The organism is Arthrobacter sp. SLBN-112 (assembly GCF_030944625.1).
In the GTDB taxonomy this organism is placed as follows: domain Bacteria; phylum Actinomycetota; class Actinomycetes; order Actinomycetales; family Micrococcaceae; genus Arthrobacter.
Window position 1 is genome coordinate 2,744,118 of the sequence record NZ_JAUSXY010000001.1, and the last position, 26,937, is coordinate 2,771,054.

At 63.9% G+C, this 26,937-nt stretch carries 21 protein-coding genes and 4 pseudogenes; 13 read left to right on the top strand and 12 right to left on the bottom strand.

Annotation, left to right across the window (positions count from 1 at the left end; all coding sequences use genetic code 11):
- Positions 1-918, bottom strand: a complete 918-nt coding sequence (locus QF050_RS12895) for a LysR family transcriptional regulator (protein WP_308930766.1) — start codon at positions 916-918, stop codon at positions 1-3.
- A gap of 96 nt (positions 919-1,014) precedes the next feature.
- On the opposite strand from QF050_RS12895, the gene QF050_RS12900 reads away from it, so the two are divergent.
- The 9 genes and pseudogenes from QF050_RS12900 (at position 1,015) to QF050_RS12940 (ending at position 11,872) form a co-directional block, all read left to right on the top strand.
- Positions 1,015-2,412 (top strand): FAD-dependent oxidoreductase, encoded by a 1,398-nt coding sequence (locus QF050_RS12900; protein WP_308930767.1) that lies wholly within the window; start codon positions 1,015-1,017, stop codon positions 2,410-2,412.
- The gene (locus tag QF050_RS12905) at positions 2,409-3,140 is read left to right on the top strand and encodes a DUF1365 domain-containing protein (protein ID WP_308930768.1); all 732 of its coding nucleotides are present in this window, start codon (positions 2,409-2,411) and stop codon (positions 3,138-3,140) included. The genes QF050_RS12900 and QF050_RS12905 overlap by 4 nt, the downstream gene beginning before the upstream one ends.
- Positions 3,137-4,510 carry a cyclopropane-fatty-acyl-phospholipid synthase family protein gene (locus tag QF050_RS12910; protein ID WP_308930769.1) on the top strand — a complete coding sequence of 458 codons (1,374 nt, stop codon included), beginning with the start codon at positions 3,137-3,139 and terminating at the stop codon, positions 4,508-4,510. Before QF050_RS12905 ends, QF050_RS12910 begins: the two co-directional genes overlap by 4 nt.
- Positions 4,510-5,748 (top strand): cyclopropane-fatty-acyl-phospholipid synthase family protein, encoded by a 1,239-nt coding sequence (locus QF050_RS12915; RefSeq protein WP_308930770.1) that lies wholly within the window; start codon positions 4,510-4,512, stop codon positions 5,746-5,748. The genes QF050_RS12910 and QF050_RS12915 overlap by 1 nt, the downstream gene beginning before the upstream one ends.
- A 377-nt stretch (positions 5,749-6,125) precedes the next feature.
- Positions 6,126-6,371, top strand: coding sequence for a glutaredoxin-like protein NrdH (gene nrdH, locus QF050_RS12920; RefSeq protein ID WP_013601222.1), 246 nt, complete (start codon positions 6,126-6,128; stop codon positions 6,369-6,371).
- A gap of 84 nt (positions 6,372-6,455) precedes the next feature.
- Complete coding sequence (nrdI, locus tag QF050_RS12925) at positions 6,456-6,926, top strand: class Ib ribonucleoside-diphosphate reductase assembly flavoprotein NrdI (protein ID WP_308932167.1); 471 nt, start codon at positions 6,456-6,458, stop codon at positions 6,924-6,926.
- Between the two features lie 20 nt (positions 6,927-6,946).
- On the top strand, positions 6,947-9,067 hold the full coding sequence (gene nrdE, locus QF050_RS12930) for a class 1b ribonucleoside-diphosphate reductase subunit alpha (RefSeq protein WP_308930771.1): 2,121 nt from the start codon (positions 6,947-6,949) through the stop codon (positions 9,065-9,067).
- Positions 9,068-9,161: 94 nt separating this feature from the next.
- Positions 9,162-10,137 (top strand): annotated as a pseudogene (gene nrdF / locus QF050_RS12935) (class 1b ribonucleoside-diphosphate reductase subunit beta).
- A gap of 667 nt (positions 10,138-10,804) precedes the next feature.
- Positions 10,805-11,872, top strand: a complete 1,068-nt coding sequence (locus QF050_RS12940) for a hypothetical protein (protein ID WP_308930772.1) — start codon at positions 10,805-10,807, stop codon at positions 11,870-11,872.
- Positions 11,873-12,210: 338 nt separating this feature from the next.
- Here the strand turns inward: QF050_RS12940 and QF050_RS12945 are convergent, their stop codons facing one another.
- The 6 genes and pseudogenes from QF050_RS12945 to QF050_RS12965 all read right to left on the bottom strand — a co-directional run bounded on the left by QF050_RS12945 (position 12,211) and on the right by QF050_RS12965 (position 16,676).
- Positions 12,211-12,612 carry a cytochrome c oxidase subunit 4 gene (locus QF050_RS12945; RefSeq protein WP_308930773.1) on the bottom strand — a complete coding sequence of 134 codons (402 nt, stop codon included), beginning with the start codon at positions 12,610-12,612 and terminating at the stop codon, positions 12,211-12,213.
- A gap of 112 nt (positions 12,613-12,724) precedes the next feature.
- A complete protein-coding gene (locus tag QF050_RS12950; RefSeq protein WP_308930774.1) occupies positions 12,725-12,922 on the bottom strand; it encodes a hypothetical protein in 198 nt (65 codons plus the stop codon).
- 297 nt (positions 12,923-13,219) lie between these two features.
- Positions 13,220-13,405, bottom strand: a pseudogene (locus QF050_RS20345) (hypothetical protein); the annotation flags it as partial.
- Positions 13,406-13,508: 103 nt separating this feature from the next.
- Entirely contained in the window at positions 13,509-14,417 is a 909-nt protein-coding gene (locus QF050_RS12955; protein WP_308930775.1) for a DUF222 domain-containing protein, read from the bottom strand.
- 638 nt (positions 14,418-15,055) lie between these two features.
- Positions 15,056-15,628 (bottom strand): annotated as a pseudogene (locus tag QF050_RS12960) (alpha/beta fold hydrolase); the annotation flags it as partial.
- 12 nt (positions 15,629-15,640) lie between these two features.
- A pseudogene (locus QF050_RS12965) lies at positions 15,641-16,676 on the bottom strand (AAA family ATPase).
- Positions 16,677-16,842: 166 nt separating this feature from the next.
- Here QF050_RS12965 and QF050_RS12970 point away from each other — a divergent pair.
- The 3 genes from QF050_RS12970 to QF050_RS12980 are packed head-to-tail and all read left to right on the top strand — an operon-like array spanning position 16,843 to position 19,430.
- A complete protein-coding gene (locus QF050_RS12970) occupies positions 16,843-17,721 on the top strand; it encodes an ATP-binding cassette domain-containing protein (RefSeq protein WP_308932168.1) in 879 nt (292 codons plus the stop codon).
- Between the two features lie 7 nt (positions 17,722-17,728).
- A complete protein-coding gene (locus QF050_RS12975) occupies positions 17,729-18,961 on the top strand; it encodes an ABC transporter permease (RefSeq protein ID WP_374121568.1) in 1,233 nt (410 codons plus the stop codon).
- A gap of 28 nt (positions 18,962-18,989) precedes the next feature.
- Positions 18,990-19,430 carry a hypothetical protein gene (locus QF050_RS12980; protein ID WP_308930777.1) on the top strand — a complete coding sequence of 147 codons (441 nt, stop codon included), beginning with the start codon at positions 18,990-18,992 and terminating at the stop codon, positions 19,428-19,430.
- A 797-nt stretch (positions 19,431-20,227) separates the two neighbouring features.
- Here QF050_RS12980 and QF050_RS12985 read toward each other — a convergent pair.
- From QF050_RS12985 to QF050_RS13005, 5 genes are read right to left on the bottom strand one after another with little or no spacing between them, the layout of a single operon-like run.
- Entirely contained in the window at positions 20,228-21,469 is a 1,242-nt protein-coding gene (locus QF050_RS12985) for a hypothetical protein (protein ID WP_308930778.1), read from the bottom strand.
- Positions 21,463-22,752 (bottom strand): glucarate dehydratase family protein, encoded by a 1,290-nt coding sequence (locus QF050_RS12990; RefSeq protein ID WP_308930779.1) that lies wholly within the window; start codon positions 22,750-22,752, stop codon positions 21,463-21,465. Before QF050_RS12990 ends, QF050_RS12985 begins: the two co-directional genes overlap by 7 nt.
- 40 nt (positions 22,753-22,792) lie before the next feature.
- Positions 22,793-23,704: a carbohydrate ABC transporter permease gene (locus tag QF050_RS12995; RefSeq protein ID WP_308930780.1), complete on the bottom strand. Its 912-nt coding sequence runs from the start codon at positions 23,702-23,704 to the stop codon at positions 22,793-22,795.
- On the bottom strand, positions 23,701-24,651 hold the full coding sequence (locus tag QF050_RS13000) for a sugar ABC transporter permease (RefSeq protein WP_308930781.1): 951 nt from the start codon (positions 24,649-24,651) through the stop codon (positions 23,701-23,703). The genes QF050_RS12995 and QF050_RS13000 overlap by 4 nt, the downstream gene beginning before the upstream one ends.
- On the bottom strand, positions 24,648-25,973 hold the full coding sequence (locus QF050_RS13005; RefSeq protein ID WP_308930782.1) for an extracellular solute-binding protein: 1,326 nt from the start codon (positions 25,971-25,973) through the stop codon (positions 24,648-24,650). The genes QF050_RS13000 and QF050_RS13005 overlap by 4 nt, the downstream gene beginning before the upstream one ends.
- A 101-nt stretch (positions 25,974-26,074) precedes the next feature.
- On the opposite strand from QF050_RS13005, the gene QF050_RS13010 reads away from it, so the two are divergent.
- The gene (locus tag QF050_RS13010) at positions 26,075-26,908 is read left to right on the top strand and encodes an NAD-dependent epimerase/dehydratase family protein (protein WP_374121523.1); all 834 of its coding nucleotides are present in this window, start codon (positions 26,075-26,077) and stop codon (positions 26,906-26,908) included.
- Positions 26,909-26,937: the final 29 nt, after the last annotated feature.

A 26,937-nucleotide genomic window follows, 5' to 3' on the forward strand; every position in this document is an offset into this window, starting at 1 on the left:
CTAATTGACTGCGGTGCGCATCCCGGCGAGGGTTTCAGCCAACAGGTCAACGAACAGCTGCACCCGTGCGGTCTTCCGGTCATTGATCAGGAGCGCGAACACGTTGCGTGCCAGCCGGATCTCGGGGACGTCCAACACCACCACCCCTGCGGGTTTGTTCCGCAGCGCGAGCTCCGGGACAAGGGCGGCGCCCAGCCCTGCGGCGGCCATTTCCAGGCTCGCGTGGAAATCATCACTGTGCGCCACCACGCGCGGGTGCAGGTTGCACCCGGCGAACAGCCGTTCGATCACCATCGCATCACTGGTACCGGGGTGGTGCATGATCCACGGCATTTCTGAGAGATGGTCCGCTGCCACCTTCGCGTCGGCCCGGAAGCCCCAGCCGGCAGGCAGCACTACCCGGAAATCGTCGTCGCCAATCCATTGCCGGTTGATCGTGTTGGGCCAGGCGAAGCCGGTTTGTCCCACCTGGAACACCACCGCCAAGTCCAGGTCGCCGCCGCTCCGCAGCCCCTGGATGGTTTGGCCTGGTTCCGCCACGGACACCCGCAGATCGATGCCGAGCTTCTTCCAGGCAGGGTTTTTCAGGATCCGGGGCAGGACATAGGTGGCGAGGCTGGGAAAGATCCCCAGCCTCAGCTCTTGGCTTCCGGTGTCCTGCGCCCTGGAAGCCGCGGCCATCAGCGCTTCGATGTCCGTGAGCACCTTCGCGGCGTGCCGGGTCATGACGACGGCGGCTTCCGTGGGGACCACAGCGCGCGCCGAGCGCTGGAAAAGGGTTACGCCGGTGTCCCGTTCCAGAGCGGACATCTGCTGCGAGACGGCGGAGGCTGTGTAGCCGAGCGTGGCGGCGGCCGCGGCGAATGAGCCCAGCCGCGTGACCTCCAACAAGGTCTTCAAGTGCACGGGGTTTACCACCAGCCCACAATACTGCACCCATCCGCCGCCGCCACGGCACCGAATTGCCCTCTGTACACCCGGCCCAGCGGCAGATGTCCAACAGAGGAGCACGAATTGTCACCTAATCCAGCAGTAGATGCAGGCGGGCGGCGGCGCGTCGCCGTCATCGGCAGCGGCGTGGCCGGACTGACGGCCGCCTACGTGCTGAACCGGCAGGACAACGTCACCTTGTTCGAGGCAGATTCACGGCTGGGCGGCCACGCCCACACCCACGACATGCCGCAGCCGGACGGCAGCGTCATCGGAGTCGATACCGGTTTTATCGTTCACAACGAACGGACCTATCCCACGCTGCTGCGCCTGTTCGCCGAGCTCGGCGTGGAAACCCAGGATTCGGAAATGAGCATGTCCATCCGCTGTGACGGCTGCGGACTGGAATACGCCGGCGCCCGGAACGGCGCACGCGGCATCATCGCCAAACCGTCGAGCCTGCTGCGCGGCCGGTACCTGCTGATGCTCATGGAGATCACCCGGTTCTACCGGAAGGCCCGCGAACTGCTCAGGGCCGCGCCGCCGTCGGCCGTCAGCGGCGCGGTTGACGTTCCCGAACCGACGCTCGGCGCCTTCCTGGAGCGGGAGAAGTTCAGCCCCTACTTCATCTCCCACTTCATGACCCCGGTAGTCAGCGCCGTCTGGTCCTGCGACCCCACCACCGCGCTGTCCTACCCGGCGCGGTACCTCTTCACGTTCCTGGGCCACCACGGCCTGCTGGGCATCAAAGGCTCACCCCAGTGGCGCACCGTCACCGGCGGCTCGGCCCGGTACGTGGAAAAGCTCGCCGCGACCCTCCCGGACGTCCGGCTGGAAACGCCGGTCACCGCCATCCGGCGCCTGCCCGCCGGCGTGGAGATCGCAACTGCCGGCGGCCTGGAAGCCTTCGACGCCGTCGTCATCGCCACCCACCCGGCGCAGGCACTGGGGTTCCTGGCCGACGCGACGCCGGAGGAAAAGGAAGCGCTCGGCGGCATGCCGTACTCGGTAAATCACACCGTCTTCCACCGCGACCCCGCGGTCCTGCCCTCGGCGGACAACGCCAGGGCTTCATGGAACTACCGGCTTCCCGGCTGCGACGCACGCCCGGACAAAGTCCTGGTCAGCTACGACCTGACGCGGTTGCAGCGGCTCGAACCCGCCGACGGCAGGCCGTACCTGGTCAGCCTTGGCGAGTCAGAGCTGATTGCCGACGTCGCCGTCCTGGACAGGATGGTCTACGAGCACCCGCAGTACACGCCCGAGTCCCTGCAGGCCCAGCAGGCCATTAAGGCACTCAGCAATAACCGTATCGCTTACGCCGGAGCGTACCTTGGCTGGGGCTTCCACGAGGACGGTGCCCTCGCCGGGGTCCGCGCCGCGGAGGCCCTTGGCCGCACCTGGCCGGTAGCCCGGGCCGCTGACGCCGGAGGCTCCTCCGGTGAGGGGGAGCGGGAACTACTGGCCGCGGAACCGGCATGACCGTGGGCGCCTCCATCTACCGCACCGCCATCTCCCACGTGCGGCAGACCCCGCTGAAGAATGCATTCACCTACCGCAGCTACAGCTGGTTCGTGGACGTGGATCACCTTCCCCGCCTGCCGGCCCTGCTCCGGCCGCTGGCCGTGTTCCGCGCGGCAGACCACCTGGGCGACCCGGCGGCCAGTATCCGGACCAACGTGGAGCGTTACCTGCGGACGCAGGGAATAGAGCCCGACGCCGGTCCCATCCACATGCTGACCAGTGCCAGGGTTTTCGGCTACGTCTTCAACCCGCTGACGCTTTTCTGGTGCTACGGCATCAACGGAGAACTCCGGTGCGTGGTGGCCGAGGTCCACAACACCTACGGCGAACGGCACTGCTACCTGCTCCGGACGGACCCCACCGGGCGTGCGTCAGTGCCGAAGGCCTTCTACGTTTCACCCTTCAACGACGTCGACGGCGAATACCGGATGAAGCTGCCCGCCCCCGGCGAGCGGCTGGCGGTGTCAATCGTCCTGGAGCGGGAAGGGCACCGGCCCTTCGTGGCCACCATGGACGGCAGGCGGAAACCAGCCACCATCCGGAACATCCTGGCAGCAGCCGTTGCGGTGCCTGCCGCGCCGATGCTGGTATCCGCACTTATCCGGCTACAGGGCCTTAGGCTCTGGGCAAGACGCCTGCCCGTCGTCGCCAGACCACATCACCCTTCACAGGAGGCAGTTCAATGACAATGACGGACGACAACGGCACCGCCTCGGCTGAGCGGCCGGCGAACCACAATGGTTCCGCCGCACCGTACACCGTGCCGCGGCCTCCCGCGTCCATCGATGCGGGCATCTGGCCGGGAATTGCCGCCGTACCCTCCGGTTTCAAGGCGAACGGTGCAGCGCGGATCGCGGACGGGATCTTCAAGGCCGCGGTGCGGCGCCTTCCCCTGGAGGTGCGCTACCCGGACGGGCAAGTCCTGGGCTCAGTACCCGCCGGCTCCCGTGGTCCCGTCATGACCATCCACCGGCCCGAGCACTTTGCCTTGCGGTTGGGTGACGGCGGCCTGATCGGCCTGGGCGAGTCCTACATGGCGGGCGACTGGGATGCAGACAACCTGACAGCGGTGCTGGAGGTCTTCGCGGCCCGGGCCGGCACCCTGATACCGGTTCCGCTGCAGAAACTGCGTTCCATCTTCCTGCCGCGCCAGCCGCGGACGGAACGCAACTCCCTGAAAAACACCCGCTCCAATATCTCCCGTCACTACGACCTCTCCAACGAGCTGTTCGCCACATTCCTTGACGAGACCATGTCCTACTCCAGCGCGCTGTTCCCGGCGTCCGGAAGTGCCGTGAAGGACATGCCGTGGGAGGGCTTCGCCGCCGCCCAACAAGCGAAGATCGACCGGCTGCTGGACAAGGCCGCCGTCGGACCCGGAACCCGGGTGCTCGAGATTGGCACGGGGTGGGGCGAACTGGCATTGCGCGCAGCTGCCCGCGGCGCCACCGTCTACTCGGTCACGCTGTCCAGCGAGCAGCAGGAGCTGGCCCGGAAACGGGTGGCAGACGCAGGCTATGCCGGCCAGGTGACCATTGAGCTCAAGGACTACCGGGCCGTCGAGGGCGAGTACGACGCCGTGGTTTCGGTCGAGATGATCGAGGCAGTGGGCTACGAATACTGGGCCACGTACTTCCAGACCATCGAGCGCGTCCTGGCCCCGGGCGGCAAGGTGGCCATCCAGGCCATCACCATCGCCCACGACCGCCTCCTGGCGACCCGGACCGGCTACACCTGGGTGCACAAGTACATCTTCCCGGGCGGCGTGATTCCGTCGGTGCGTGCCATCGAGGAAGTAACGGAAAAGCGGACCGGACTGCAGGTCCGTGAACGCCTTGCCTTCGGCGAACACTACGCCGAAACCCTGCGGCTCTGGGAGGAACGCTTCATGGCGCGGAAGGACGAAGTGGCCGAACTGGGGTTCGACGCCGTCTTCCAGCGGATGTGGCTGTTCTACCTGTGCTACTCGAGGGCCGGCTTCGCCTCGGGCTACCTCAACGTCCAGCAGATCGTGCTGGACCAGAGGAAGAACGCGCCGGCCAACGGAGGCCGCTGATGACGGCTGTACTTGCCGAAACGATTGCAGAGGTCCTGCGGCCCGTGGTGGGCGGGGAACTGCCCGTCCGCCTGAAGGCCTGGGACGGCTCGGAAGCGGGCCCGGCGGACGCGCCGGTGGTCCGTCTCAAAAGCCCGGACGCCATCCGGCGGCTGCTGTGGAATCCCGGGGAGCTGGGCGCCGCACAGGCCTACGTCACGGGTGAACTGGACATTGACGGGGACCTCAATTCCGCGCTGCAGCAGTTGTGGGAAGTGGTCCGGCAGCGCCGGTTGTCCGGCGTCCGCCTGACGCCCGGAGTCATCGCCGGGATAGGCAGGATTGCCCGCTCGGCCGGTGCTCTGGGTACACCCCCGGCGCCGCCGGCAACGCAGGCCAAGGTGCGGGGACGGCTGCACAGCCTGATCCGTGACCGTGCCGCGATCAGCCACCACTACGATCTCAGCAACGATTTCTACGGCCTGATCCTGGATCCGCAGATGGCCTATTCCAGCGGCTACTGGACTGAAGAGCCCGGGGCGGGCTACGGCGTCGAGGATGCCCAGCGCGACAAGCTGGACCTGGTGTGCCGCAAGAGCGGGCTGCAGCCGGGCGTGCGCCTGCTGGATGTTGGCTGCGGGTGGGGGTCCTTGAGCCTGCACGCCGCGCGGCACTACGGGGCCACGGTGGTTGGAGTCACCCTCTCCGTAGAACAGAAAGCATTTATCGACGCGCGGATCAAGGAGTACGGCCTGGCGGACCAGGTGGAGATCCGGGTACAGGATTACCGCGAGATTCCGGACGGGCCGTTCGACGCCGTCGCCTCCCTGGAAATGGGCGAACATGTGGGGCAGAAGAACTATCCCGTGTACGCCCAGGCACTGTTCGACAACCTGGCACCTGGCGGAAAGGTCCTGGTCCAGCAGATGTCCCGGCGCGGCCGGCATCCGGGCGGGGGTCCCTTCATCGAATCTTTCATCGCCCCTGACATGCACATGCGCCCGGTGGGGGAGACGTTGAACTTCCTCGAGGGTGCAGGGTTCGAGGTGGAGGGGGTCGAGGGCATGCGCCGGCACTACGTCCGCACCCTTGAAGCCTGGTACGCGACATTCGAACAAAACCAGGACCGGGCCGAGGAAATGATGGGCCGGGAAGTGGTCCGTGTCTGGCGGCTGTACCTGGTGGGGGCGCTCCGCAGCTTCGCGGAAGGCCGGATGGGCGTGGAGCAGATCCTCTGCAGCCGGGCCGTTCCGCTGTAGCAGTTCCCGCCGCGGCCGCCGTCGCGAGGCGGCGGGTGGGATTGGTCACCCCAAGGGGTCCCGAAGGTCACTTCGGGGCCCCTTTTTCATGTCCGGAAGCCCTGTGGACAACGCAGCGACACGCCGTCGTTTTCGCGACACGCTGGCCGTTAATTGTGGCTAAGTAGTCCACAGGGTGTGGACCGGGCTGACAAAAATCCCGGGATCCCGGCCATTTTTACGACCCGGGCCTGTGGATTAACGGTGCATTAAATGACATACTTGTAATACATCATCTTGGGGTCCAAAAGAGGCGCCTGCACTACATGTAGTATCTACATACGGCTTGGACGGGGACACCGCACCAGCAATAGATTTCAACTAAGGGGACAGGGACAATGACCGTAACGGTTTACACGAAGCCTGCTTGTGTTCAGTGCAACGCCACCTACCGTGCGCTCGACAAAAAGGGCATCACCTACCAGAGCGTCGACATTTCCCAGGACGCCGAGGCTCTTGAGCGCCTGAAGGCACTGGGCTACATGCAGGCTCCCGTTGTGGTCACCGACCAGGACCACTGGTCAGGCTTCCGCCCGGACAAGATCGAGGAACTGGCACTGTCCGCCGTTTCCTCCGTGGCTTAAGGTTTCCGCTTTTCCCGACAGCAACCAGCTGAGGTGACGTCCATGGTGGCACCCACAGCACAGCGTGACCACGCGGCTCAGCGCGTGGAGGCGTCCTCACCGGCCAGTGCACAGGCCGATGCGGAGCCGGTTACCACCGGCAGCCAGCTCATCTACTTTTCCTCTGCATCCGAGAACACCAGCCGCTTCGTCAGGAAGCTAGGCCGTGAGGTGGCCCGGATCCCGCTCTACGCGAAGGACGCACCCCTCCTCGCCACCCGGCCGTTCGTGCTGGTGGTGCCTACTTACGGCGGCACCGGGGGAGAGGGGTCCGTTCCCAAGCAGGTCATCCGGTTCCTCAACAACCCGCAGAACAGGCAACTGCTCCGCGGCGTGATTGGTGCCGGCAACACGAACTTCGGGGACAACTACTGCATGGCCGGGGACATCATCGCCGCCAAGTGCAAAGTACCCCACCTCTATCGATTCGAACTTATGGGAACGCCGGAAGACGTCACCCGGGTCAACCAAGGATTGGACACGTTTTGGACACGACTGTCGCAGACACAGAAGTAACCAGGGCCGGGAAGCCTGAGATGCCGGCTGCCTACAAAGGCCTGGGCTACCATGAGCTGAACGCCATGCTGAACCTCTATGGTCCCAGCGGTGAAATCCAGTTTGAGGCGGACCGTGAGGCCGCGCACCAGTATTTCCTGCAGCACGTGAACAACAACACCGTGTTCTTCCATGACCTGGAGGAGAAGCTCGACTACCTGGTGAAAAACCAGTACTACGAGCGCGAAACGCTGGACCAGTACACGATGAACTTCATCCGTGAACTGTTCAACCGTGCCTACAAGAAGAAGTTCCGCTTCGAAACCTTCCTGGGTGCCTTCAAGTTCTACACCTCCTACACGCTGAAGACGTTCGACGGCAAGCGTTTCCTGGAGCGCTACGAAGACCGAGTGTGCATGGTTGCCCTGCACCTGGCCCGCGGCAACGAACAGCTTGCCCTCCAGATGGTGGACGAGATCATCGAGGGCCGCTTCCAGCCGGCCACCCCCACCTTCCTGAACGCCGGCAAGAAGCAGCGCGGCGAGCTGGTGTCCTGCTTCCTGCTGCGCATCGAAGACAACATGGAGTCGATCGGGCGCAGCATCAACTCCGCGCTGCAGCTGTCCAAGCGCGGCGGCGGCGTGGCCTTTGCCCTGACCAACATCCGCGAAGTGGGCGCGCCCATCAAGCAGATCGAGAACCAGTCCTCAGGTGTCATCCCCGTGATGAAGCTCCTCGAAGACAGCTTCTCCTACGCCAACCAGCTCGGTGCCCGCCAGGGTGCCGGTGCCGTGTACCTGCACGCGCACCACCCGGACATTTACCGCTTCCTGGACACCAAGCGCGAGAACGCGGACGAGAAGATCCGCATCAAGACCCTCTCGCTGGGCGTCGTCATCCCGGACATCACGTTCGAGCTGGCCAAGAAGGACGAGGACATGTACCTGTTCTCGCCCTACGACGTCGAACGCGTCTACGGCATGCCGTTCTCCGACGTCTCGGTCACCGAGAAGTACTACGAGATGGTGGACGACTCCCGGATCAAGAAGACCAAGATCAAGGCACGCGAGTTCTTCCAGACCCTCGCCGAGATCCAGTTCGAATCCGGCTACCCGTACATCATGTTCGAGGACACCGTGAACCGGGCCAACCCGATCGACGGCAAGATCATCATGTCCAACCTGTGCTCGGAGATCCTCCAGGTTTCCCAGCCCACCACGTACAACGATGACCTGTCCTACGCGGACACCGGCAAGGACATCTCCTGCAACCTGGGCTCGCTGAACATTGCCAAGACCATGGATTCGCCGGACTTCGGCCTCACCATCGAGACGGCCATCCGCTCGTTGTCCGCCGTCTCGGACATGTCCAACATCACCTCGGTGCCGTCCATCGCCAAGGGCAACGACCAGAGCCACGCCATTGGCCTGGGCCAGATGAACCTGCACGGTTACCTGGCGCGGGAGCGGGTCCACTACGGCTCCGAAGAGGGCCTGGACTTCACCAACATCTACTTCTACTCGGTGGTGTACCACGCGGTCCGCGCCTCCAACCTGCTGGCCATCGAAACCGGCCAGACGTTCGGCGGCTTCGAGAAGTCCAAGTACGCGTCCGGTGAATTCTTCGACAAGTACACGGAGCAGGAGTGGGTGCCGCAGACCGAGAAGGTCCGCGAGCTGTTCAAGAACGTGCACATCCCCACGCAGGCTGACTGGCAGGCGCTGAAGGCTTCGGTGATGGAGCACGGCATCTACAACCAGAATCTGCAGGCTGTGCCGCCCACCGGCTCGATCTCCTACATCAACAACTCCACCTCCTCGATCCACCCGGTGGCGTCCAAGATCGAGATCCGCAAGGAAGGCAAGCTGGGCCGCGTGTACTACCCGGCGCCGTACCTGACCAACGACAACCTGGAGTACTACCAGGACGCGTACGAGATCGGCTACGAGAAGGTCATCGACACGTACGCCGCCGCCACCCAGCACGTGGACCAGGGGCTGTCGCTGACGCTGTTCTTCAAGGACACCGCCACCACCCGCGACATCAACAAGGCCCAGATCTACGCCTGGAAGAAGGGCATCAAGACCATCTACTACATCCGTCTCCGCCAGCTCGCGCTGGAAGGGACGGAAGTGGAGGGCTGCGTCTCCTGCATGCTTTAATCTTCAACTAAATCGTGCCAGTACGACGGCGGGTGCCCGCCCGCCGTCGTACGCTTTTACTTAGAGAAAACCCACCCAACGCATAGGGGATGACATGACCGAGAAGGTCAAGCTGCTGAGCCACGTCGAGGCCATCAACTGGAACCGCATCCAGGACGACAAGGACGTGGACGTCTGGAACCGCCTGGTGAACAACTTCTGGCTGCCGGAGAAGGTGCCGCTGTCCAACGACGTCCAGTCCTGGAACACGCTGACGCCGGCTGAGCAGCAGCTCACTATGCGTGTGTTCACGGGGCTGACCCTGCTGGACACCATCCAGGGCACCGTGGGCGCTGTCTCCCTGATCCCCGATGCGCTGACCCCGGCACGAGGAAGCCGTGTACACGAACATCGCGTTCATGGAGTCGGTGCACGCCAAGAGCTACTCCTCCATCTTCTCCACGCTGGCCTCCACCAAGGAGATCGACGAAGCGTTCCGCTGGTCCACCGAGAACGAGAACCTTCAGAAGAAGGCGCAGATCGTCATGGACTACTACCAGGGTGATGATCCCCTGAAGCGCAAGGTGGCCTCCACGCTGCTGGAGAGCTTCCTGTTCTATTCTGGCTTCTACCTGCCCATGTACTGGTCCTCGCGGGCCAAGCTGACGAACACGGCTGACCTGATCCGCCTGATCATCCGCGACGAAGCCGTCCATGGCTACTACATCGGCTACAAGTTCCAGAAGGGCCTGGAAAAGGTCTCCGAGGAGCGCCGCCAGGAGATCAAGGACTACACGTTCGAACTGCTGTTCGAGCTGTACGAAAACGAAGTCCAGTACACGCACGACCTCTATGACGGCGTCGGCCTGGCCGAGGACGTCAAGAAGTTCCTGCACTACAACGCCAACAAAGCGCTGATGAACCTGGGCTATGAGGCGATGTTCCCGGCGTCCGTCACCGACGTGAACCCGGCCATCCTCTCGGCGCTGTCCCCGAACGCCGACGAGAACCACGACTTCTTCTCCGGCTCCGGTTCTTCCTACGTGATCGGCAAGGCTGTCAACACCGAGGACGAGGACTGGGACTTCTAGTGCTGGTGTGAGACTCCGACGTAACTGAGCAATGTCGCGGTATCTGAGCAAAAAATGCCTCCTATCTGAACATTGCTCAGTTCGTGCGCGAGTGTGAGATTCCAAGCCAGTTGAAAATTTTTGTCCGGCTCCAACAGTCCTGATTCACGAGTGGCGACGCCTACCGTAGCTGTGAGATTGGAAGTTAGTTGCCGATTTGGCGACTAGTTGGCGATTCGGAGCTTGAGGCTGGCGGCAAATCCGTCCTAGTTGGCGGCTCGCATTCCTGAGTAGACCGTAAGGTTCTACTGGCCATGGCTATTCCGGATCAGATGGCCACGTCTCACCGTGGTTGGCACGCTTGATAGGCGCCTCGGACGTTCGAGTGCCAGCTCACTCGGCTGAACTCCGGACGAAGTAAGCAGCAAGAAAAAGACCCCGCACAATCGGCGGGGTCCATTCGGAAACACGAGCGATTTCTCAGGTCTGGTCGTGTTCCGCACACTTGAGGAGCATAGTGTCTTCAGGAGATACTACACAGCACCCCGGCGAAACGGAAAATCCCCTTGTAGGCCGCGGCGAGAGTCGAAATGGCGTACGCCATAAGTCGGCGCTTGCCGATGCTCTACGGGACGTCCATCCGCGGGTTCGCAAGGTTATAGGAATCCCAGATGGCGTCATTGCATACTTGGAGATCTTTGTTGTCGTTATTCGCCAAATCATGGATGACCATGATGGCAGGCCGTGGCAAGAGCGTCTGGAGTTCCTTGATGAATACCTGCCTCCCGCCCTCGATCCGGAAAAATTAATGGTGGGGGCCTCTCGTATAGAAGGCCTTCTTGCTAGTGATCTGCCTCGCTGGATGAAGCTTGTCTCCACACCGCAAGGAAAAACGTTCCTGCGGCGTCTTGCGGGCGCTGCTGCATACGACAAGATTGAGTCTGCGTTACGAAGCGATGGGGCTCTGCTTGTCATTGCTTTCCGGAGGTTCTTTCGCTCGCTTACTCCGATGGCCGTAGCCCTCGATGACTGCCTCGTGTTTCTTGCACCCAGTCAGATGCGCGATATTGGTGGCCTGGATCTCTTGGAGCGCTCGGCACTCAATGTCGCCTATCAGATTGACGCTCAGCTCGACCGAATTCTAGATCATAACCTGCCGCTTGAAGACGTTCCCATGAGGGACGAGGAAGCTCGCGCTTACGAGATCGACGTTGAAACGCTAGCGAATCAGGTTCGTCCTCTCGTGTCTGGAATCTCCCAAGACAAGATTTCCGAAGTCAGTGCCGCGTTATCACGAAAGATGTCTGGCGCTCGTCAGGCGCTGGCGACGTCGGACGACGGTTCTTCTCAAGCGGCGAACTCTCTGATCGAATTCATCGACCGCCTGCTTCGTCAGGCTTTCAGCGAAGCATATGTTCTGGAGTGGACCGCCACCTATTATCCCGGCGAGACGAAGACCACTTTCGGGGGAAAAGACGGAAAGTTGCACCCGACAAAGCGCGCTCAGGCCCTCTTCGCCCACGGAGGCCAAAGCGTCGAACAGGCGTCATCATTTCATCGGCTAGCCGCCGCCGGCATTAATGAGACTCGTGCTCGCCTGCAGAAGGTCAAGCACAACGACAGCGGCACGAGGGAAGAGAAAGCCCTCGTGGAGACCGCCATCTCGGCCGTCGAAGGCTTCTTTCTCTTCGCCATCCGAGCTGGGTGGGCTGACTTGCAAGGTGAGCGACTCGAAGAGCTTAGGACACGCCTGTAAGTCCTGTCTGGTCTGGATCGTAGGGGACGTCCCACGTACCGAATCACCTCCGGAACCAGATTGAAAGTTGAAAGTCCCCTGCCCAAATTGCGCCGGGAGGCTTACTGGCGCTATTTTCCTCGAAAAATCAGGGGGCGATGTCAATTGCGGCATTGTCGAGCTCAGTCGACGACATCAGGATCCTCTACCTCTGCTCGCTGTGCATGACCCGAAGGTGATGCAGGGGGCAACAGTGAGCTTGGTCATGCCAGTGCCTCCGGAGTCGCGGACCTCCGCAACGGGAAGGAGTTCCTGACGATTACGGCCACGATGCGCATGCTCAGGCCTCTTGGCATCCCTTAGTGCGCGTGGTCCCCGCGGCTGTATTCGAAAACCCAGCCAAGGAGCGCCACCAGGGCGAACCCGGCGCTGATGAAGAGGATCCAGAATCCGACGGCCAGGCCAAGGAACCCTCCTGCTGCGGACAGGCCAAGGGCCACCGGCCACCAGCTCCACGGGCTGAACTGGCCCTGCTCGCCGGCACCCTCGTGAATCTCCGCATCCTGTCGGTCCTCGGGGCGCATCCCCACCCGGCGCCCCGTGTAGCCGAGGTACAGCCCAATCATCCCGGCGAGGCCGCCCACCAGCCACAAGGCAAGAAACCCCACGGGCTCGATCCAATGGGTGAGAAACCCGTACACCACACCGATGGGGACAAAGAACAGGGACAGGCCTCGGAATATCCAGGATTCGGTCCTCATGGCTCCTCTTTCCGGGCTGGTTGACGGCGTGCCTGACGACGCCCATGGCCCAAGTGTGACCCCAGACGGCGTGGGCCGAAAGGGACCTAGGACCTGTCCGGGCGAAGGGGCCCTAAGCTGCTGCCTGACCGGTCACGGGCACTTGGCCTGAGGCCGGGGCCTCGGCGAGGTCACCGTCGATGATGGCTTCCGCTGGGTCGTCCGGAACGTGCAGTGAGAAAATGTGCTCGACCATCATGTAGAGCCGGTCCTGGCGGGCCAGGGCCAACTTAGGCCCGATTCGGCCGAGGCGGTACAGTGCGGGGGCCATGCCCGAGCTTCTAGTTCGTCTGTGAAATACCTGCTCGGGCCCTGCGGCAGGGGAGTCCGCCCCGGCCGTGGGCGATGACGCGGTCCACCGCGGCGCTGCCCAGGATGGCGCATTGGAACAGCGCTGCGAGCACAAGGGACCGACCTCAGCCTCGCAGCCGCCGACCTTGCTGGCCGGATGCGCGGGCCCACCAACCGTCATGTCAACTCGATGGCCCCGCCCCGCGGAGGTGGGGTCCCCGGACCTCATGGCGCTCTTGATGTCTGCCATCTGGGCCTTGGCGCTGTGGCCGCGATGTCACCGTGCGGTGACGCGGACGAACGAGTTGGGCTCCGTTCGATGGCAGCCTCGTGGTGCCCTAGTGGTACCTCGCCATCCGTTCCGGTTTTCGATGAAATCCAGCACACGTTCCCGGTACGTCACGTACTCCGGGGTTGTGGTCGGGGCACAGTGCCGCTTGAAGTTCTCGAGCGGCAGGAAGAACTGGACTTCGGTATAGTCGGGCTACACGAGGTCCTGGAAGTGGAAGTACCTCCGCGTAATCCTGCCGACTCCTTGGTGAAGTTCTTCCAAATTGATCGACATCTCACATATCCGTCTCCATCCCGGCGATACCTACCGGACATGGCACAAGGGACTCCACACTTCGTGTGGAGTCCCTTTGGCTTCTCCGGCAGCTTACTTGCCACCGAGGAACGCGCGCAGGCATTCTTCTCCCGCGGATGGTGGTATCTGAAGATAGTCCGCCGTCCCGCCCATGGTGGTGGGCGTCGGTGGGTACGTGGGTTGCTGCTGTCCGGCACGCGGCTGAAGTAACGGCGGCCATTGGGCTGGTTCCCAATCCTGGTGTTCGCTTTTGTAATGGCGCCCTGAGGGTGACACCCAGCCGGGCGGCTCGTTCTTGGTTGCCGGGGTTGGTTTCCACCCGACGAGGTGTTTGAGTCGGTGATGCCGGGGACAGGGCTGTCCCAGGTTGCTTATCCCGGTGGTTCGGCCATGGTGCCAGGCCAGGAGGTGGTCTGCCTCGTTGTCGAGGGAATGGTTGTTGCACCCGGGGAAGGGGCATTTGCCGTCGCGCATCCGAAGCCAGTTCCGCATGGCCTTCGTGAGCAGGTACGGTGACCAGGATCTCGGCCCGCGGCGTGGGGACATCGGCTGGACCGGCCCCTGCGCCGGCGCGGGTGCTGTTGCTGCAGCGGGTGCAGCCGGTGTCGCGTCGCAGGGCTGCCGTTGCGAATACGTCCGCCCGTAGCTGGGTGAGCGTTCGGTCCTCGTCTGGACTCTGCAGGCCCCGGGCGACGGCGGTGATGCGGTTCCAGATCGCAGCCGCTTGGTCCGCTGGCAGGCAGGCGGACACCCGGGCCATCCCGTCCTGCTCGGGGACATATTCCAAGCATCGGTCCTGCACGCCTTTGGCGTGCCGTTTTTCGATGCTGTCCGGGTGGTGCCGTTCGCGCCAGGTCCGGGCCTTCCGCCGGAACCGGAAGGCGGGCATCTCGCCAGGCAGCCACGGGCAGGGTTGGCTGCGTCGGCGTCGAGGAAGTGGGCTTCCAGCGCACCCGCTGCGTCCCGGTCAAGGGCGGCTGTCTCATCCACCATCACCCGGGCGTGTTGCCACGAAACAGTTCCCGCTTGAAGGGCTGACAGGGTGAGGGGCAGGGACGTTGCCAAGGCACAGGACTGGGCCAGCAGGGCGCCGGCGGCCCGGTCACCGATGGCCAATACACAGCCCACCTCCGCAGCGATTGCCATTTCCTGCGCTTGAACCGGTCTATCAGCAGGCGCCGCGGACCGGGCGGACTCGGCGTATGCAGCGACTGCCGCCGACTTCAATGCCGCGACGCGGGCCTCTGTGCGTGCAACCCCGGCAAGGACATCCAAGCACTCGTCAGCGACGGCGGCCTGCGGATCGACCGAGAGGTTCGCGCAACCTGGCTGAACAATTTCTGTGCGGAGCAGGGCTATCGCGGCGTCTATCGCCTCAAAAGCCTCAACCACCGCTTCGCTTCCCATGTACCTATCTTCGAACAGGGGCCTGACATTCTGTGGGTGCCTTGCGCTACCTGGGTCCGATCCTCGCGTACCGACAAATACAGTGTTCTGGTCCGGGCCACTGCGCGACCCTTGAGAGGCTCAGGGCAGCGGCTCGACGATGACATCGGCGATGATCTCCGGGCGATTGAACAGCATGAAATGGTCGGTGTCTACGTCCCTGACATCCGCCACCGCGTCGCGCGCCCGTGCCCGTGCTTCCTGGTCGGTCAGGGTGTCGTTCGCACCGAGGAGCACCGTCGTGGGAATTTCGGTCCATGCGGCCGCCGGAACGCGATCGCTGCGGGTCCTGGTCGTGACAAACCTGCGGGGATGTTCTTTCAAGAAGTTGCGTACCTCGCCTGGAAGTCTCAAGCCAGCTTCGTCTTCACTGAGCCACCAGTGACCGTCCAGGGCGAAACGGCCGTATTCGTCCCGGAGCATATGCTCCAGTGCATCCAGGAAGCCGGCATCGCGGACCTCAGGATGAAGCTGCAGCGGAGGCGAGGAAACGTACACAAGGCGCCCAACGTTTTGCATGCGTTGTGCGGCAATTCCCACAACGTCGGTGCCGTAGGACCAGCCAACAACGACGGTGGGCGCCGGGCTTGCGGCTATGGCGTTCCGGACTTCATCAGCGTCCTCGAGCAGCCCCGCGTCAGGTGAACGGTGCGAGGGAAGATCCGGTCAGGCCAGCCAGCGCCACCAGCGTGGCTGCTCCGGTTCCGGCGCCGGTTCCGGTTCAGGCTCCTCGCCCAAGGCCCGCGCGGCCCCGGCGATGTCGTCCACAGTGAGAGTCATGACGGCCTCGCGGTCGAGCGCGTCGAGGCTTTGTTCCTCGTCGAGCGACAGCCGCAGCGCCTGGCGGTTGAGTGCCTGCTCGAACAGCGTGCGGACGAATCGTGCGTTGCCGGAGTCCTCGCCCGCGTGGAGCCCCGTGAGGATGCGGCGCAGCATCTGGTCAGCCCCCGGCTCCAGGGGTGTACTCGTGTTGCGCCAGCATCTGGTTGAAGATCGTCTGGAGTGAGTCCACGGAGTAGTCGGGGAACGTGATCTCGCGGGCGAACCGGGAGCGCAGTCCAGGGTTCGAAAGCAGGAAGGACTCCATCAACCGCGGGTACCCGGCGACGATCACCACCAGGCGGTGGCGGTGGTCCTCCATCCGCTTGAGCAGGACTTCGATCGCCTCGGGGCCGAAGTCCATCCGGCCGTCCTCCGGGGCCAAAGCGTAGGCCTCGTCGATGAACAGGACGCCATCCAAGGCGCGCCGGATCACCCGGTCCGTCTTGATGGCGGTCTGGCCAACGTACTGTCCCACCAGACCCGAACGGTCAACCTCGACCAGGTGGCCTTTCTGGAGTAGGCCGACCGCGCGGTACATCTCGGCCAGGAGCCGGGCCACGGTGGTCTTGCCCGTGCCCGGGTTCCCGAGGAACACCAGATGTTGTGATGTGGCCACCTCCGGCAGGCCGTGCGCCTTGCGGCGGGCCTGGACCTGGAGCAGTGCGACGAGTGCCCGCACCTGTTCCTTCACGGTCTCCAGTCCCACCAGCGCGTCAAGCTCGGCCTGCACTTCGTACAGCGGCCGGGCCGGCCCGGGCCTCGCGCCGATGAGATCGCCGACGAGGTCGTCGACGCGCTCCGAACCGGGCAGCTTGAGCTGATCGGCCAGGTGGCCGATTGTTTCGCGCAGGTCATCGAGCGGGTGACGGCTGGGAGCCATGCATCCACTGTAGTACCCGATTTCCGACCCGTCTGTTTCTCTGACTCCTCAGGCAATGGATAGCGAGGGGCTGACCCGGTACGACGGGATCGCCAACGGCTACGCTGAGACCATGACATCGGGGGACAGTGCGCAGGAGCCGCTGGTACACATTCAGGACTTCCGGATGGACTTCGGGGACACCACGGTTATCCGTGACCTGTCCTTTGATGTCCACGCCGGAGAGACATTCGGATTCCTCGGCAGCAACGGGTCCGGGAAAACCACCACGTTGCGGGCGCTCCTGGGTATCTACCGGCCGACGGCCGGGACTTTGCACATCGGCGGTAAGGTCTTCGAGCCCCGGGACGGGGCCAGCCTCGGCTACCTGCCCGAGGAGCGCGGCTTGTACAAGAAGGAACATGTCCTGGATGTGATGGTTTACTTCGGCCGGCTCAAAGGATTGTCCAAAACCGCAGCCCGGTCCTGGTCCGAGGACTACCTGGAACGGGTCGGTCTTGCCGGCAAAGCCAAGACCCGCCTGGACAAACTCTCCAGCGGCCAGCAGCAGAAAGTCCAGCTCGGGGTAACCATCATGAACAACCCGGGGCTGCTGATCCTGGACGAGCCCACCAAGGGCTTTGACCCGGTCAACCGGCGGCTGCTGATGGACATCATCGAAGAACACAAGCGGGCCGGGGCAACCGTCATCATGGTCACCCACCAGATGGAGGAAGTCGAGCGGCTCTGCGACCGCGTCATCCTGCTCAAGGACGGGGTCTCCCGCGCCTACGGGACCGTGGAAGAGGTCCAGGAAGAGTTCGGCGGCACCGTCTACCGGGTCACCCACGACGGTTCCCTGCCCGGGTCGGGGCTCTTCGACGTCGTATCGGATGAGGACGGCCGGGCGGAACTCTCGCCGCGGCCCGGGGCGACGGAGGAGAAAGTCCTGCGCGCACTCGTGGAAGCCGGCGCAGGCGTCCGGTCCTTTACCCCGGCGAGGATTTCCCTGGATGAAATCTTCATCCAGGTCTATGGCGAACAGCATGAACTGGCGGAAGGCTGACATGGCAATGGGACAGCACAACCTCGGCACGGTCATCTCGTTCGAGTTCTTCCGGACCATCAAGAAACGGGGCTTCGTGATCGCAACCCTGGCGCTTCCGGTCATCCTCGTGCTCATCTTCGCCCTCGTGTACGCGTCCAACGCCAGTACAAAGGACAGTGCGGCTGCGCAGAAGAGCGCCAGGTTCGCGTTCACCTACACCGACGCCTCCGGCATCATCTCGCCTTCCGCCGCCAAGCTGGCCGGCGGGACGCTAACCAGCGATCCGGCGGCCGCGATCGCCGCAGTGAAGGACGGCACCTCTGAGGCGTACTTCGCCTACCCGGCCGATCCCGCCAAGGAGTCGGTAAAGGTCTACGGCACCGACAAAGGCATGTTCGAGAACGACAAATACCAGGCCGTGGCCAAACAGCTTCTTGCCGTCTCAGCCCAGAACCAGGTCGGCTCGCCCCAGCTGACCGCAGCCTTGACGGGGGCCGTCAGGGTCGACTCCGAAACCTTCAAGGGCGGCACCGCCGCCGCCGGCGTCGGCGGAATCATCCCGCCGCTGTTATTCCTTGTCATCTTCTACATTTCGATGATCCTTCTTTCAAACCAGATGCTGAACTCCACCCTGGAGGAGAAAGAAAACCGCGTCACCGAAATGATCCTGACCACCCTGAATCCAACCACCCTGATCACCGGCAAGATCATCTCGCTGTTCGCCGTCGGGCTGGTCCAGATCCTCGTCTTCCTGGCGCCGGTAGGACTCGCTTACTTGTTCTTCCGGGACCGCCTTGCCTTGCCCCAGGTTGATCTGTCCTCGCTGGTCTTCGAACCCGGCCCCATAATCATCGGGGCACTTCTCACGCTGGGCGGATTCACGGTCTTCACCGGAGTCCTGGTGGCCATCGGGGCGATCATGCCCACCGCCAAGGAAGCTGGAACCGTCTTCGGCCCGCTCGTGGCAATGATGTTCATCCCCTTCTATACATTCAGCCTGATCATCTCCAACCCGGGGGCACTGATCGTACAGATCTTCACCTACTTCCCGCTGACCGCTCCGGTTACCGCACTGCTTCGCAACGGCTTCGGCACTCTCAACCCTGTTGAGGCGACCATCGTCGTCGTCGAACTGTTCGTCGTCGGGACCCTGATCCTTCGGCTGGCCGTCCACTTGTTCAGGTACGGGTCCATCGAATACGGGCGCAAGCTCTCCATCGCCGGAACCTTCCGCCGCAACGAACTCGCTGCCAAATGACCGGGCATCACGCTGAAGGGCACGTGCCATGACGCACGGTGCCCTCGGCGAGGGTACTCCGGACGGCGGCATTCTGATCCGGAGGGGCGTGATACTTACGGGCCGGGCGCTCTTCAAGGGCTGGGCCATTGCGACGACGCTGTGGCTGGTCGGCCTGTATATCGTATTGGCGGCGACCTCGCAGGGGTTCCTGCTCGACCTCGCCCTCATGGTCCTGATGTACGGGTACGGCATCGCCCTGGTCACAGGCGTCCCGCTGGCCTGGATCCTTGGGTATTTACTCCGACCCATCCGCAACCAATGGATCCATGTTGCCGCGTTCTTCATCGTGCCGACACTGGGCTTCTGGGCGCTGGGATCCATGCTCGGTTTCGGCTGGACAATCGGTGCCCTTGGTCTCTGGGCAACGGTAGGTCTCGCCGCAGCCTTGGGCCGGATGGCTGTCTGGCGGGACGTGGCTGTCCGGTGAGCGTGCGCCGGCAGCGGGCAGGCAGCCTCAGCCGGTCACCCGCACTCCGCCTACTGCCCCGGTCCAGGGCGTATCTGCGGGTGCAGGCAGTGACAGGTGCGCGGAAACATAGCCTTGTTGAAGTGTGATGACCTGTGACGCGGGTCCTGGGCAGTTCACCGTGAGCTCGACAGGCCAGAGCGTGACAGTGGATTCTCCTGGCGGATGAAGATCTTCGCGTTGGGAGCACCGATGCAGGCCGCGGTGACTGTGTACTCGCCGGCCGCGTCTACCTGTTCCGTGGTGCCAAAACCCCTGGCAGGCCCGTCCAATGGCCCCTCTTGAAACAGGAGTACGTCTCCCGGGACAGCCTTTAGGAGCCCGTCCAAATCCTGGTAGTTCCTCACCTCGCCCTCAAGGACCAGGGGGTCAGCAGGTGGCGCCGCGGATTTCGTAGGCAGAGCCGTGGCCACGCCGTCAGCTTCGGTGCCCGGGGTATGTGCCGCATCCGGGTAGTCATAGGAACACCCGGCCATTCCGGCCAGACAGGCCAGCAGGCAGAGGGGCAAAGCCGGCGGGCGCCAGAAGCCTTTCGTTCGCACGCTTCCATGGTGATCGCGGCCACCGGTGAAAGCAACCAGCACACAAGGTGGAGGTGGATGGACCGGCGGCGTTTGGGGGGCGGCACCCATGGTCTCGTAGGTGCACTGGCCGCCGGTCCTGTCCCTGGTGCCAAGGCCCTGCCGCCTTGGCAGGATCTTGGTCTCTACGGTAGGAGCGGAACCCAAGCAACCGCCCACGTTCCACACAAATTTGGCTCAAGATTCGGGCCGGGCACTGGAGATCAGGGCGGCTGCGCCGGTGCCCGGCGCTGAACCGCGCCCATAGTGCAGGCGTGCGAGTGCCTGCGAAATCGCCGAAAGCCGCCTGGTGGAGGCAAGTCCCAAATGATAGACGTGCAGCTCGTCGGCGCCTGCCGCGTGAAGCGCGCCCCACTCGCTTGCCAGCCCGCCGCCGTCGGACGACTTTGGCGGCAACGCCAAAACGTACGCACCTGCGCGAACACCGGCGGCTGACATGGCTTGGACCGTCAGCGCGCCGTCGCTCGGGCTGCCCCAGCACGGCACGACGGCGGTCACGTCACCAAGCTGCCCCCACAGCCGGCTCCTGCGCAGGGACTCCACAGGCAAGAACGGTCCCGTGTTCCAGGGGTCCGGCGACGCGTGCAGGGATATGCGGGGACTGGAGCCGGAGGCTTCGACGGCTGCCAGGCACTGATCCAGCAGCGCCGCTGTGGCGTCCCAGCGAACCTCCAGCAGGGGAAGGAAATCCCCTGCGTTTGGGGCCGTGGCCACGGTGAGTTCCGGATCCCCTGATTGCACCACCTCGGCGCGCACCCGGTCCTGCTGTGCGGCGGCCGGCAGCCCGCGCGCCTCGTAGGCAGCCTTGCACGCCGCACAGAAACACAGCGACAACAGCGCCTGCACCCACGGTGAGTACTCGGCGCCTTCCGTCTTTTCGTGCCGGTTCTGATGGCTGAATCCCAGCGGGCCTACGGCTTCCAGGATGAGCCCGTCGGGTTGCCCGTCCGCGAGGACCCGCGCCACGATCCCGGCGGCGTACCCGCGAACCGCGGGGTGCGAGGGGCACAACGCGTAGCTGTACACCTCACCGAACGCGTTGCGTACGCACATGCCGGGGTTGTTGCCGCCGGCCGCGCTCGAGTGGGTCAGCACCGCCCATGCGTCCACCGGGAGGTTGGCTTGCCGCAGCGCCGAGGCGGCCTCGCCGAACGCGTTCTCCGTCCCCGTCCACTCCCACGCACTGCCGGGAACGAGGGCCTGGCCGGTGAAAGCATCACCGGCGGGCACGTAGAGCGCCGCGGATCCGGCATCCACCACGCGGCGGTCGGGGTGCCGCGGCGTCCCAGCGCGCACCGAGTGGTAGGCCGCCGCGAGCGCCACGCGGTCCACCCCGCTGTCCTTTATCCACTCAACGGCCTCGCGGTCACCGAGCACATCCCAGGGATAGAGGTACCCGGTGACCTGCGGCCCTACCACCGGGGGAGGTCCGCGGTGAACTCGGGGACGAAGCGCTGCATGTAGCCGGTGTCATCCCGGGCCGTCATCCGGGCATCGAGGTACTGCTGGTGCAGTTCGGCGAGCTTTTCCCGGTCCAGCTCCACGCCCAATCCCGTGCCTGTGGGGACGCGGACGCTGCCGTCCACAAAGCGCAGGGCACCGGGCTTGACCACATCATTGTGCCCGTTCCAGGGATAGTGGGTGTCGCAGGCGTAGGTCAGGGCAGGGGTGGCCGCGGCCACGTGCACCATGGCGGCGAGGCTGATGCCCAGGTGGGAGTTGGAGTGCATGGACAATCCTATTCCGAAGGTCTCACAAATGGCTCCCAGCTCCCGGGTGTGGCGCAGGCCGCCCCAATAGTGGTGATCACCGAGGATCACCTGGACGGAGCCCAGTTCGACGCTGCGCTTGATGTGCTCGAAAGCAACAACGCACATGTTCGTGGCCAGGGGCATGGTGGCCGCCGCGGCCACCTGGCCCATCCCGTCAAGGCCCGGTGTCGGATCCTCCAGGTACTCCAGCAGGCCTTCGGTTTCCCGGGCCACCCACCTGGACGTTTCCACGGTCCATGCGGTATTGGGATCGAGCCGAAGCGGCATGTCAGGGAACGCTTCGCGGAGCGCCCTGATGGCCTGGATTTCCTCGGCCGGCGGGAAGACTCCGCCCTTGAGCTTGATGGACTTGAACCCGTACTCGGCGATCATTTTTTGTGCCTGCCGGACAATGCCCGCTGGGTCCAGCGCCTCGCCCCACTCATCTGTGATGGCGGGCTTGCCGTCCATTGCCGGATGCTCGGCCCACTTGTAGAACAGGTAGGCGCTGAAGGGTACTTCGTTGCGGACGGTGCCGCCCAGCAGTTCACTGACAGTCCGTCCTGTGGCGTGCCCTTGGATGTCCAGTGCGGCAACCTCGAAAGCGGAGAAGACGGCGGCGCGTTCAAACGCGGACAGGGACGGGTCGAGGGCCCGGTTGATCAGCTGTTCCATCCGGGTGGTCTCGAAGACATTCACGCCTTTGATGGCGTTGGCCCCCGCTGCCAGGTTGTCCAGCCTGCTGCGTCCGCCGGAGCATTCGCCCAATCCCAGCAGGCCGTTGGCCGTCCGGACCTCGATAATTACCCGGTGGACCAGGGGCTCGTGGACTCCGACGGCGTTCAGCAGCGGCGGATCCGAAAACGCGATGGGGGTGATGGTGATGTCCGTGATGATGAGGTCTGCCGAAGTGGGCGTGGACGCGGCATGGATGGTGGTGCTGGTTTTCATTGAACTTCTTTCGTGGAATGGGCGGGGGAGGGGGTTCGCCCTACCCCTTGGTGGCGCCCGAGGTGATGCCGCGGATCATGGAGCGTTGCAGGAAGAGGTACACCAGGAGGCTCGGAACCATGGCCATCAGGGCGCCGGCCAGCAGCACTCCGGGTCCCACCGTGGTGTCATTGCGGAGTACCGAGAGTGCAACGGTCAGGGTGTAGTCGCTGGGGTCATTTGCTGCTATGAGTGGCAGCAGGTACTGGTCCCAGACCATCATGAAGCCGAAGATCCCGATAACGCCGAGGGCGGGTTTGCAGAGCGGGAGGATGATGGTGAACAGCATCCGGAATTCGCCCACCCCGTCCAACCGGGCGGCTTCCTCGATCTCGCCGGGGATCTCCTTCATGAATTCGCTCATGATGAAGATGGAGAAACCCCAGATGCCGACCGGGAGGATGACGGCCAGGACGGAGCCGCGCAGGCTGATTCCCAGCAGCGGCAAATCTCCAAGGACCAAGGACAGCGGAATGCCGATGATCTCTTCCGGCAGCATCATTGTCATCAGGACCAGCAGCAGGACCAGCGCCTGTCCCCGGAACTTCTTCCGGCTCAGGCTGTAGGCGGCGAATACCGACACCGTCATCTGGAGCAGGAGGCCGCCGCCGGCCACCACCAAGGAGTTCAGCAGGTAGCCCCACAGCCCCTGCTGCGTGGCGGCTTCAAAGTTCCGGAGCGTGAAGCTCTTGGGCAGCAGCGATATGTCCGTGGGGCTGGAATTCCGGTCGAACGCTCCGGAAATGATGGCCATGAAGGGCAGCGCAAAGATGCAGAAAACGAGCACGCAGAGCAGGATGCGGAGGATCATGTTCGGGCCGACCCGGGGAGACCAGCCAAGGGCGGTGTCGAATCGCGCGCCCGCGGATGGTTTCGCTGTGAGTGCCCGCGGGCGGGAAGCGGTGTCGGTCATAGTGCGGCCTTCCTTTTGCCAAGAAGCTGAGTACCGAGGGTCAGCAGCAGGGTGACCACCAGCAGGAGGACAGCGGCTGCCGATGCCACACCGATGTCATTGCGCTGGAACCCGAGTGAGTACATGCGGGTCATCCAGACTTCGGTGGACCCGGCGGGGCCACCGCCGGTGAGCACGTAGACCTCCGTGAAGCTGCGAAGGCTGCGGATGGCGGCCAGGGTCAGGACAATCACCAGCGACGGGCGCAGGGCGGGCAGGGTGATGTACCGCAGCCGCTGCCAGATGGTGGCTCCATCCACCCCCGCCGATTCGTAGAGGGAACGGTCCACGCCGGTGAGGCCGGCCAGGATGATCACCATGTTGTAGGGCGCTCCGCTCCAGATGCCGACGACGGCGATGGACCACAGTGCCGTGTCCGTGCCGTTGAGGAATTGCAGGGGACCGAGTCCCAGCCAGCCCAGGATGCTGTTCAGCGGCCCGTCAGCGGTGGGGAAGTAGAGGATCCGCCAGATTTCGCCGACGACGGCCAGGGCCGTGACGACGGGAAGGAAGATGGTGGTGCGCAGGATCCACAGCGACCGTGCCTGACCTTCCAGCAGCAGGGCCAAAGCGAACCCCACCACCAGTGCCCCCAGCGTCTGGGTCACACCGAGAACCACCGTGTGGCCCAGGGCTTCCATGAAGCGGGCATCCGTCAGCACGCTGATGTAGTTGTCCAGGCCGACAAACACGTCGCCCAGGAACGGCTGGACCTTGAAGAAGCTCAGCCGGATGCCCTCGACCATGGGGATGAACTTGAAGTACAGGCCCAGGACGGCCGCCGGCACCAGGAAGAGCCAGATGGCCAGGAGTTGCTTGCCGTTGCGGCGCTTCCTGCGCGCCGGCTCCTGACCCGTATCCGGAGCCCGGGTCAACGACCGCGCTGGTTTGGTTGGGGCAGTGGTCATGACTTTGCGTTCTGGCTTGTCAGTTCGTTGTTGATGGCAGTGTCAAGGTCCTTGAGCCCGGATGCCACATTGTCCGCCGCGCAATCGGAGGCGATCTTGTTCAGCGCTTCCGCCGCGGCCTGCTTGATCGGAACGAAGTTGATGGCGGACGGGAACGACTTCGAAGAGTTCTTTAAAGCGTCCTGGACCACGGCCCAGCGCGGGTCGTTGTAGACGGCGGCGGCGTCGACGCCGGAGTTCACCGGCACCCGGACGATCGGCTGCTTGCCGGCGGTCATGCCTGCCTTCTGGCCCTCTGCTGAAACGAGGAAGTCAATGACCTGCTTGGTCTGGTCCTTCTTGCCGTTGGTGGCCGTGACGTAGATGTTTTCGCCTTCCGCCAGGACGGTGTTGTCCTTGCTGCCCTTGGGGGTCTCGATCACTTCGTACTTGTCCTTGCCGAGCGAAGCGTCGAAAGAGGAGAAGTTGTAGGGACCGGTCAGGATGATGCCTGTTTTACCGGTCTGGAAGAAGGGGGTTGCGGCGCTGGTGGCTGCTGTGAGGGCACCGGGCTGGGTGTTGCCGGGGGTGCAGAACTGCTGCTTGATCCAGGTGACGCCCGCCTGGGCGTCGGATGCGGAGGCTGAATACTTCCCGTTGCCGTCGTCCTTCAGGTAGGTCCCGCCGTCCTGCCAAAGGTAGGAGGAGGCCCACCAGCCGAAGTAGCCGCGTTCCGTGGATCCGGGAACAGTCATGCCATAGGTGTCGGCCTGGCCGTTGCCGTCCGGATCCTGCGTGGCGAATGCGGTGGCGAGTTTCGCCAGGTCCTCCTGCGTTTTGGGAACGGGCAGGCCCAGCTTTTCGCGCCAGTCCTTGCGGATTATGGTCACCATGGTCTGTCGGGAGAACGGAACGCCGTAGGTGGATCCGTCCAGGCCCTGGGTTTCCTTCCACAGGGAGTCCGGGATCGCGTCGTTGCCCGCTACGGAGGATTTATCGATTTTCTGCAGGTACCCCTGTGAGGTGTAATTGCCCAGGGCTGCTGAGTCATTGATGACCAGGTCCGGCAGTTTCTTGGACGCTGCACGGGTTTGGAGCTGCTGGTCCAGGTCCGGGACGCCTTGGAAGTTGACCTGCACGCCCGTCTTGGCTGTGAACTCCTTGAACAGCGCGGAGTACGTGGTGGCGGCATCGGTTCCGGCGCGCGCCCACACCTCGATGGGTTGTCCATCATCCTTCGCCGCCGGTGCCGAAGAGCCGCTGCCGCAGCCGGTCAACAAGGCAGCCGAAGCCATGGACAGCGCCAGAGCCGCCCGGGAGCGGGACTTGAACTTCGAATCCACTTTGATTCTCCTTTTTTACATATATAAATGACTGTTACTATGTGAAACGTACTTCACGAGAGTATGATCATGGTCACAGGCTGTCAACCACTGGAGGAAACTTGGCCGCACCATCGAGCCCCGTCACTGTCGCCGTCACAGGAGGGGCAGGCATGATGGCCACGTTGCTGCGGCCCTACTTGGCAGACGCTGGCTACGCTGTCCGCCTGCTGGACCTGGCAGAGGCTCGCGACCCCCGTGCGCACGAGTCGGTATACGTGGGATCCGTAACGGACCCCGACTTCATGAACGCCGCCTTGGCCGGCGTCGCCGGAGTCGTGCACCTGGGCGGCCTGCACCGTGAGAAAACGTGGGAGGAGCTTGTGTCCACCAACATCACGGGCACCCAGGTGACGCTCGAAGCGGCCCGCCGCAACGGCGTCGAACGCGTCCTTCTGGCCAGCTCCACGCACGCTGTGGGATTCCACCCCACGGGTGCCGCGGCTGCGGATGCTGTGCTGCCGCCTCGCCCTGATACCTACTACGGCGTTAGCAAAGCCGCCGTGGAAGCACTGGGCAGCCTGTACGCGGACAAGTTCGGCATGAAGGTGGTCAGCGCACGGATCGGGACCGGGGGTGAACGGCCGGGAAACCTGCGGACCCTTGGCTCCTGGCTCTCCCCGGCCGATTCCTTCCGCCTGGTCCAGGCGGCCCTCAATGACGCGGGCGCGCCGGGGCACCACGTGGTGTGGGCGGTATCTGCCAACAGCCGCGGGTGGGCAAACCTGGAGGCCGGCCGTGCCATCGGATTTGAGCCGCGGGACAATGCGGAGGCATTTGCCGACGAGGTGGACACCACGACCCCCGACGCATGGGCCGCGCTTCTTGGCGGTGCCTGGGCCGGGAGTGACCATAAGCTGGGAATAGACAACTACCCGCACCTGGCCGCCAAATGACAGGCGGCGGGCTGGGACTGTGGCGAACG

Coding starts and splice junctions, on each gene's coding strand:
- QF050_RS12905 (WP_308930768.1), top strand. CDS start 2,409: ATGACCGTGGGCGCCTCCATCTACCGCACCGCCATCTCCCACGTGCGG.
- QF050_RS12910 (WP_308930769.1), top strand. CDS start 3,137: ATGACAATGACGGACGACAACGGCACCGCCTCGGCTGAGCGGCCGGCG.
- QF050_RS12915 (WP_308930770.1), top strand. CDS start 4,510: ATGACGGCTGTACTTGCCGAAACGATTGCAGAGGTCCTGCGGCCCGTG.
- nrdH (WP_013601222.1), top strand. CDS start 6,126: ATGACCGTAACGGTTTACACGAAGCCTGCTTGTGTTCAGTGCAACGCC.
- nrdE (WP_308930771.1), top strand. CDS start 6,947: ATGCCGGCTGCCTACAAAGGCCTGGGCTACCATGAGCTGAACGCCATG.
- QF050_RS12945 (WP_308930773.1), bottom strand. CDS start 12,612: ATGAGGACCGAATCCTGGATATTCCGAGGCCTGTCCCTGTTCTTTGTC.
- QF050_RS12950 (WP_308930774.1), bottom strand. CDS start 12,922: ATGGCCCCCGCACTGTACCGCCTCGGCCGAATCGGGCCTAAGTTGGCC.
- QF050_RS12955 (WP_308930775.1), bottom strand. CDS start 14,417: ATGCCCGCCTTCCGGTTCCGGCGGAAGGCCCGGACCTGGCGCGAACGG.
- QF050_RS12970 (WP_308932168.1), top strand. CDS start 16,843: ATGGACTTCGGGGACACCACGGTTATCCGTGACCTGTCCTTTGATGTC.
- QF050_RS12975 (WP_374121568.1), top strand. CDS start 17,729: ATGGGACAGCACAACCTCGGCACGGTCATCTCGTTCGAGTTCTTCCGG.
- QF050_RS12980 (WP_308930777.1), top strand. CDS start 18,990: ATGACGCACGGTGCCCTCGGCGAGGGTACTCCGGACGGCGGCATTCTG.
- QF050_RS12990 (WP_308930779.1), bottom strand. CDS start 22,752: ATGAAAACCAGCACCACCATCCATGCCGCGTCCACGCCCACTTCGGCA.
- QF050_RS12995 (WP_308930780.1), bottom strand. CDS start 23,704: ATGACCGACACCGCTTCCCGCCCGCGGGCACTCACAGCGAAACCATCC.
- QF050_RS13000 (WP_308930781.1), bottom strand. CDS start 24,651: ATGACCACTGCCCCAACCAAACCAGCGCGGTCGTTGACCCGGGCTCCG.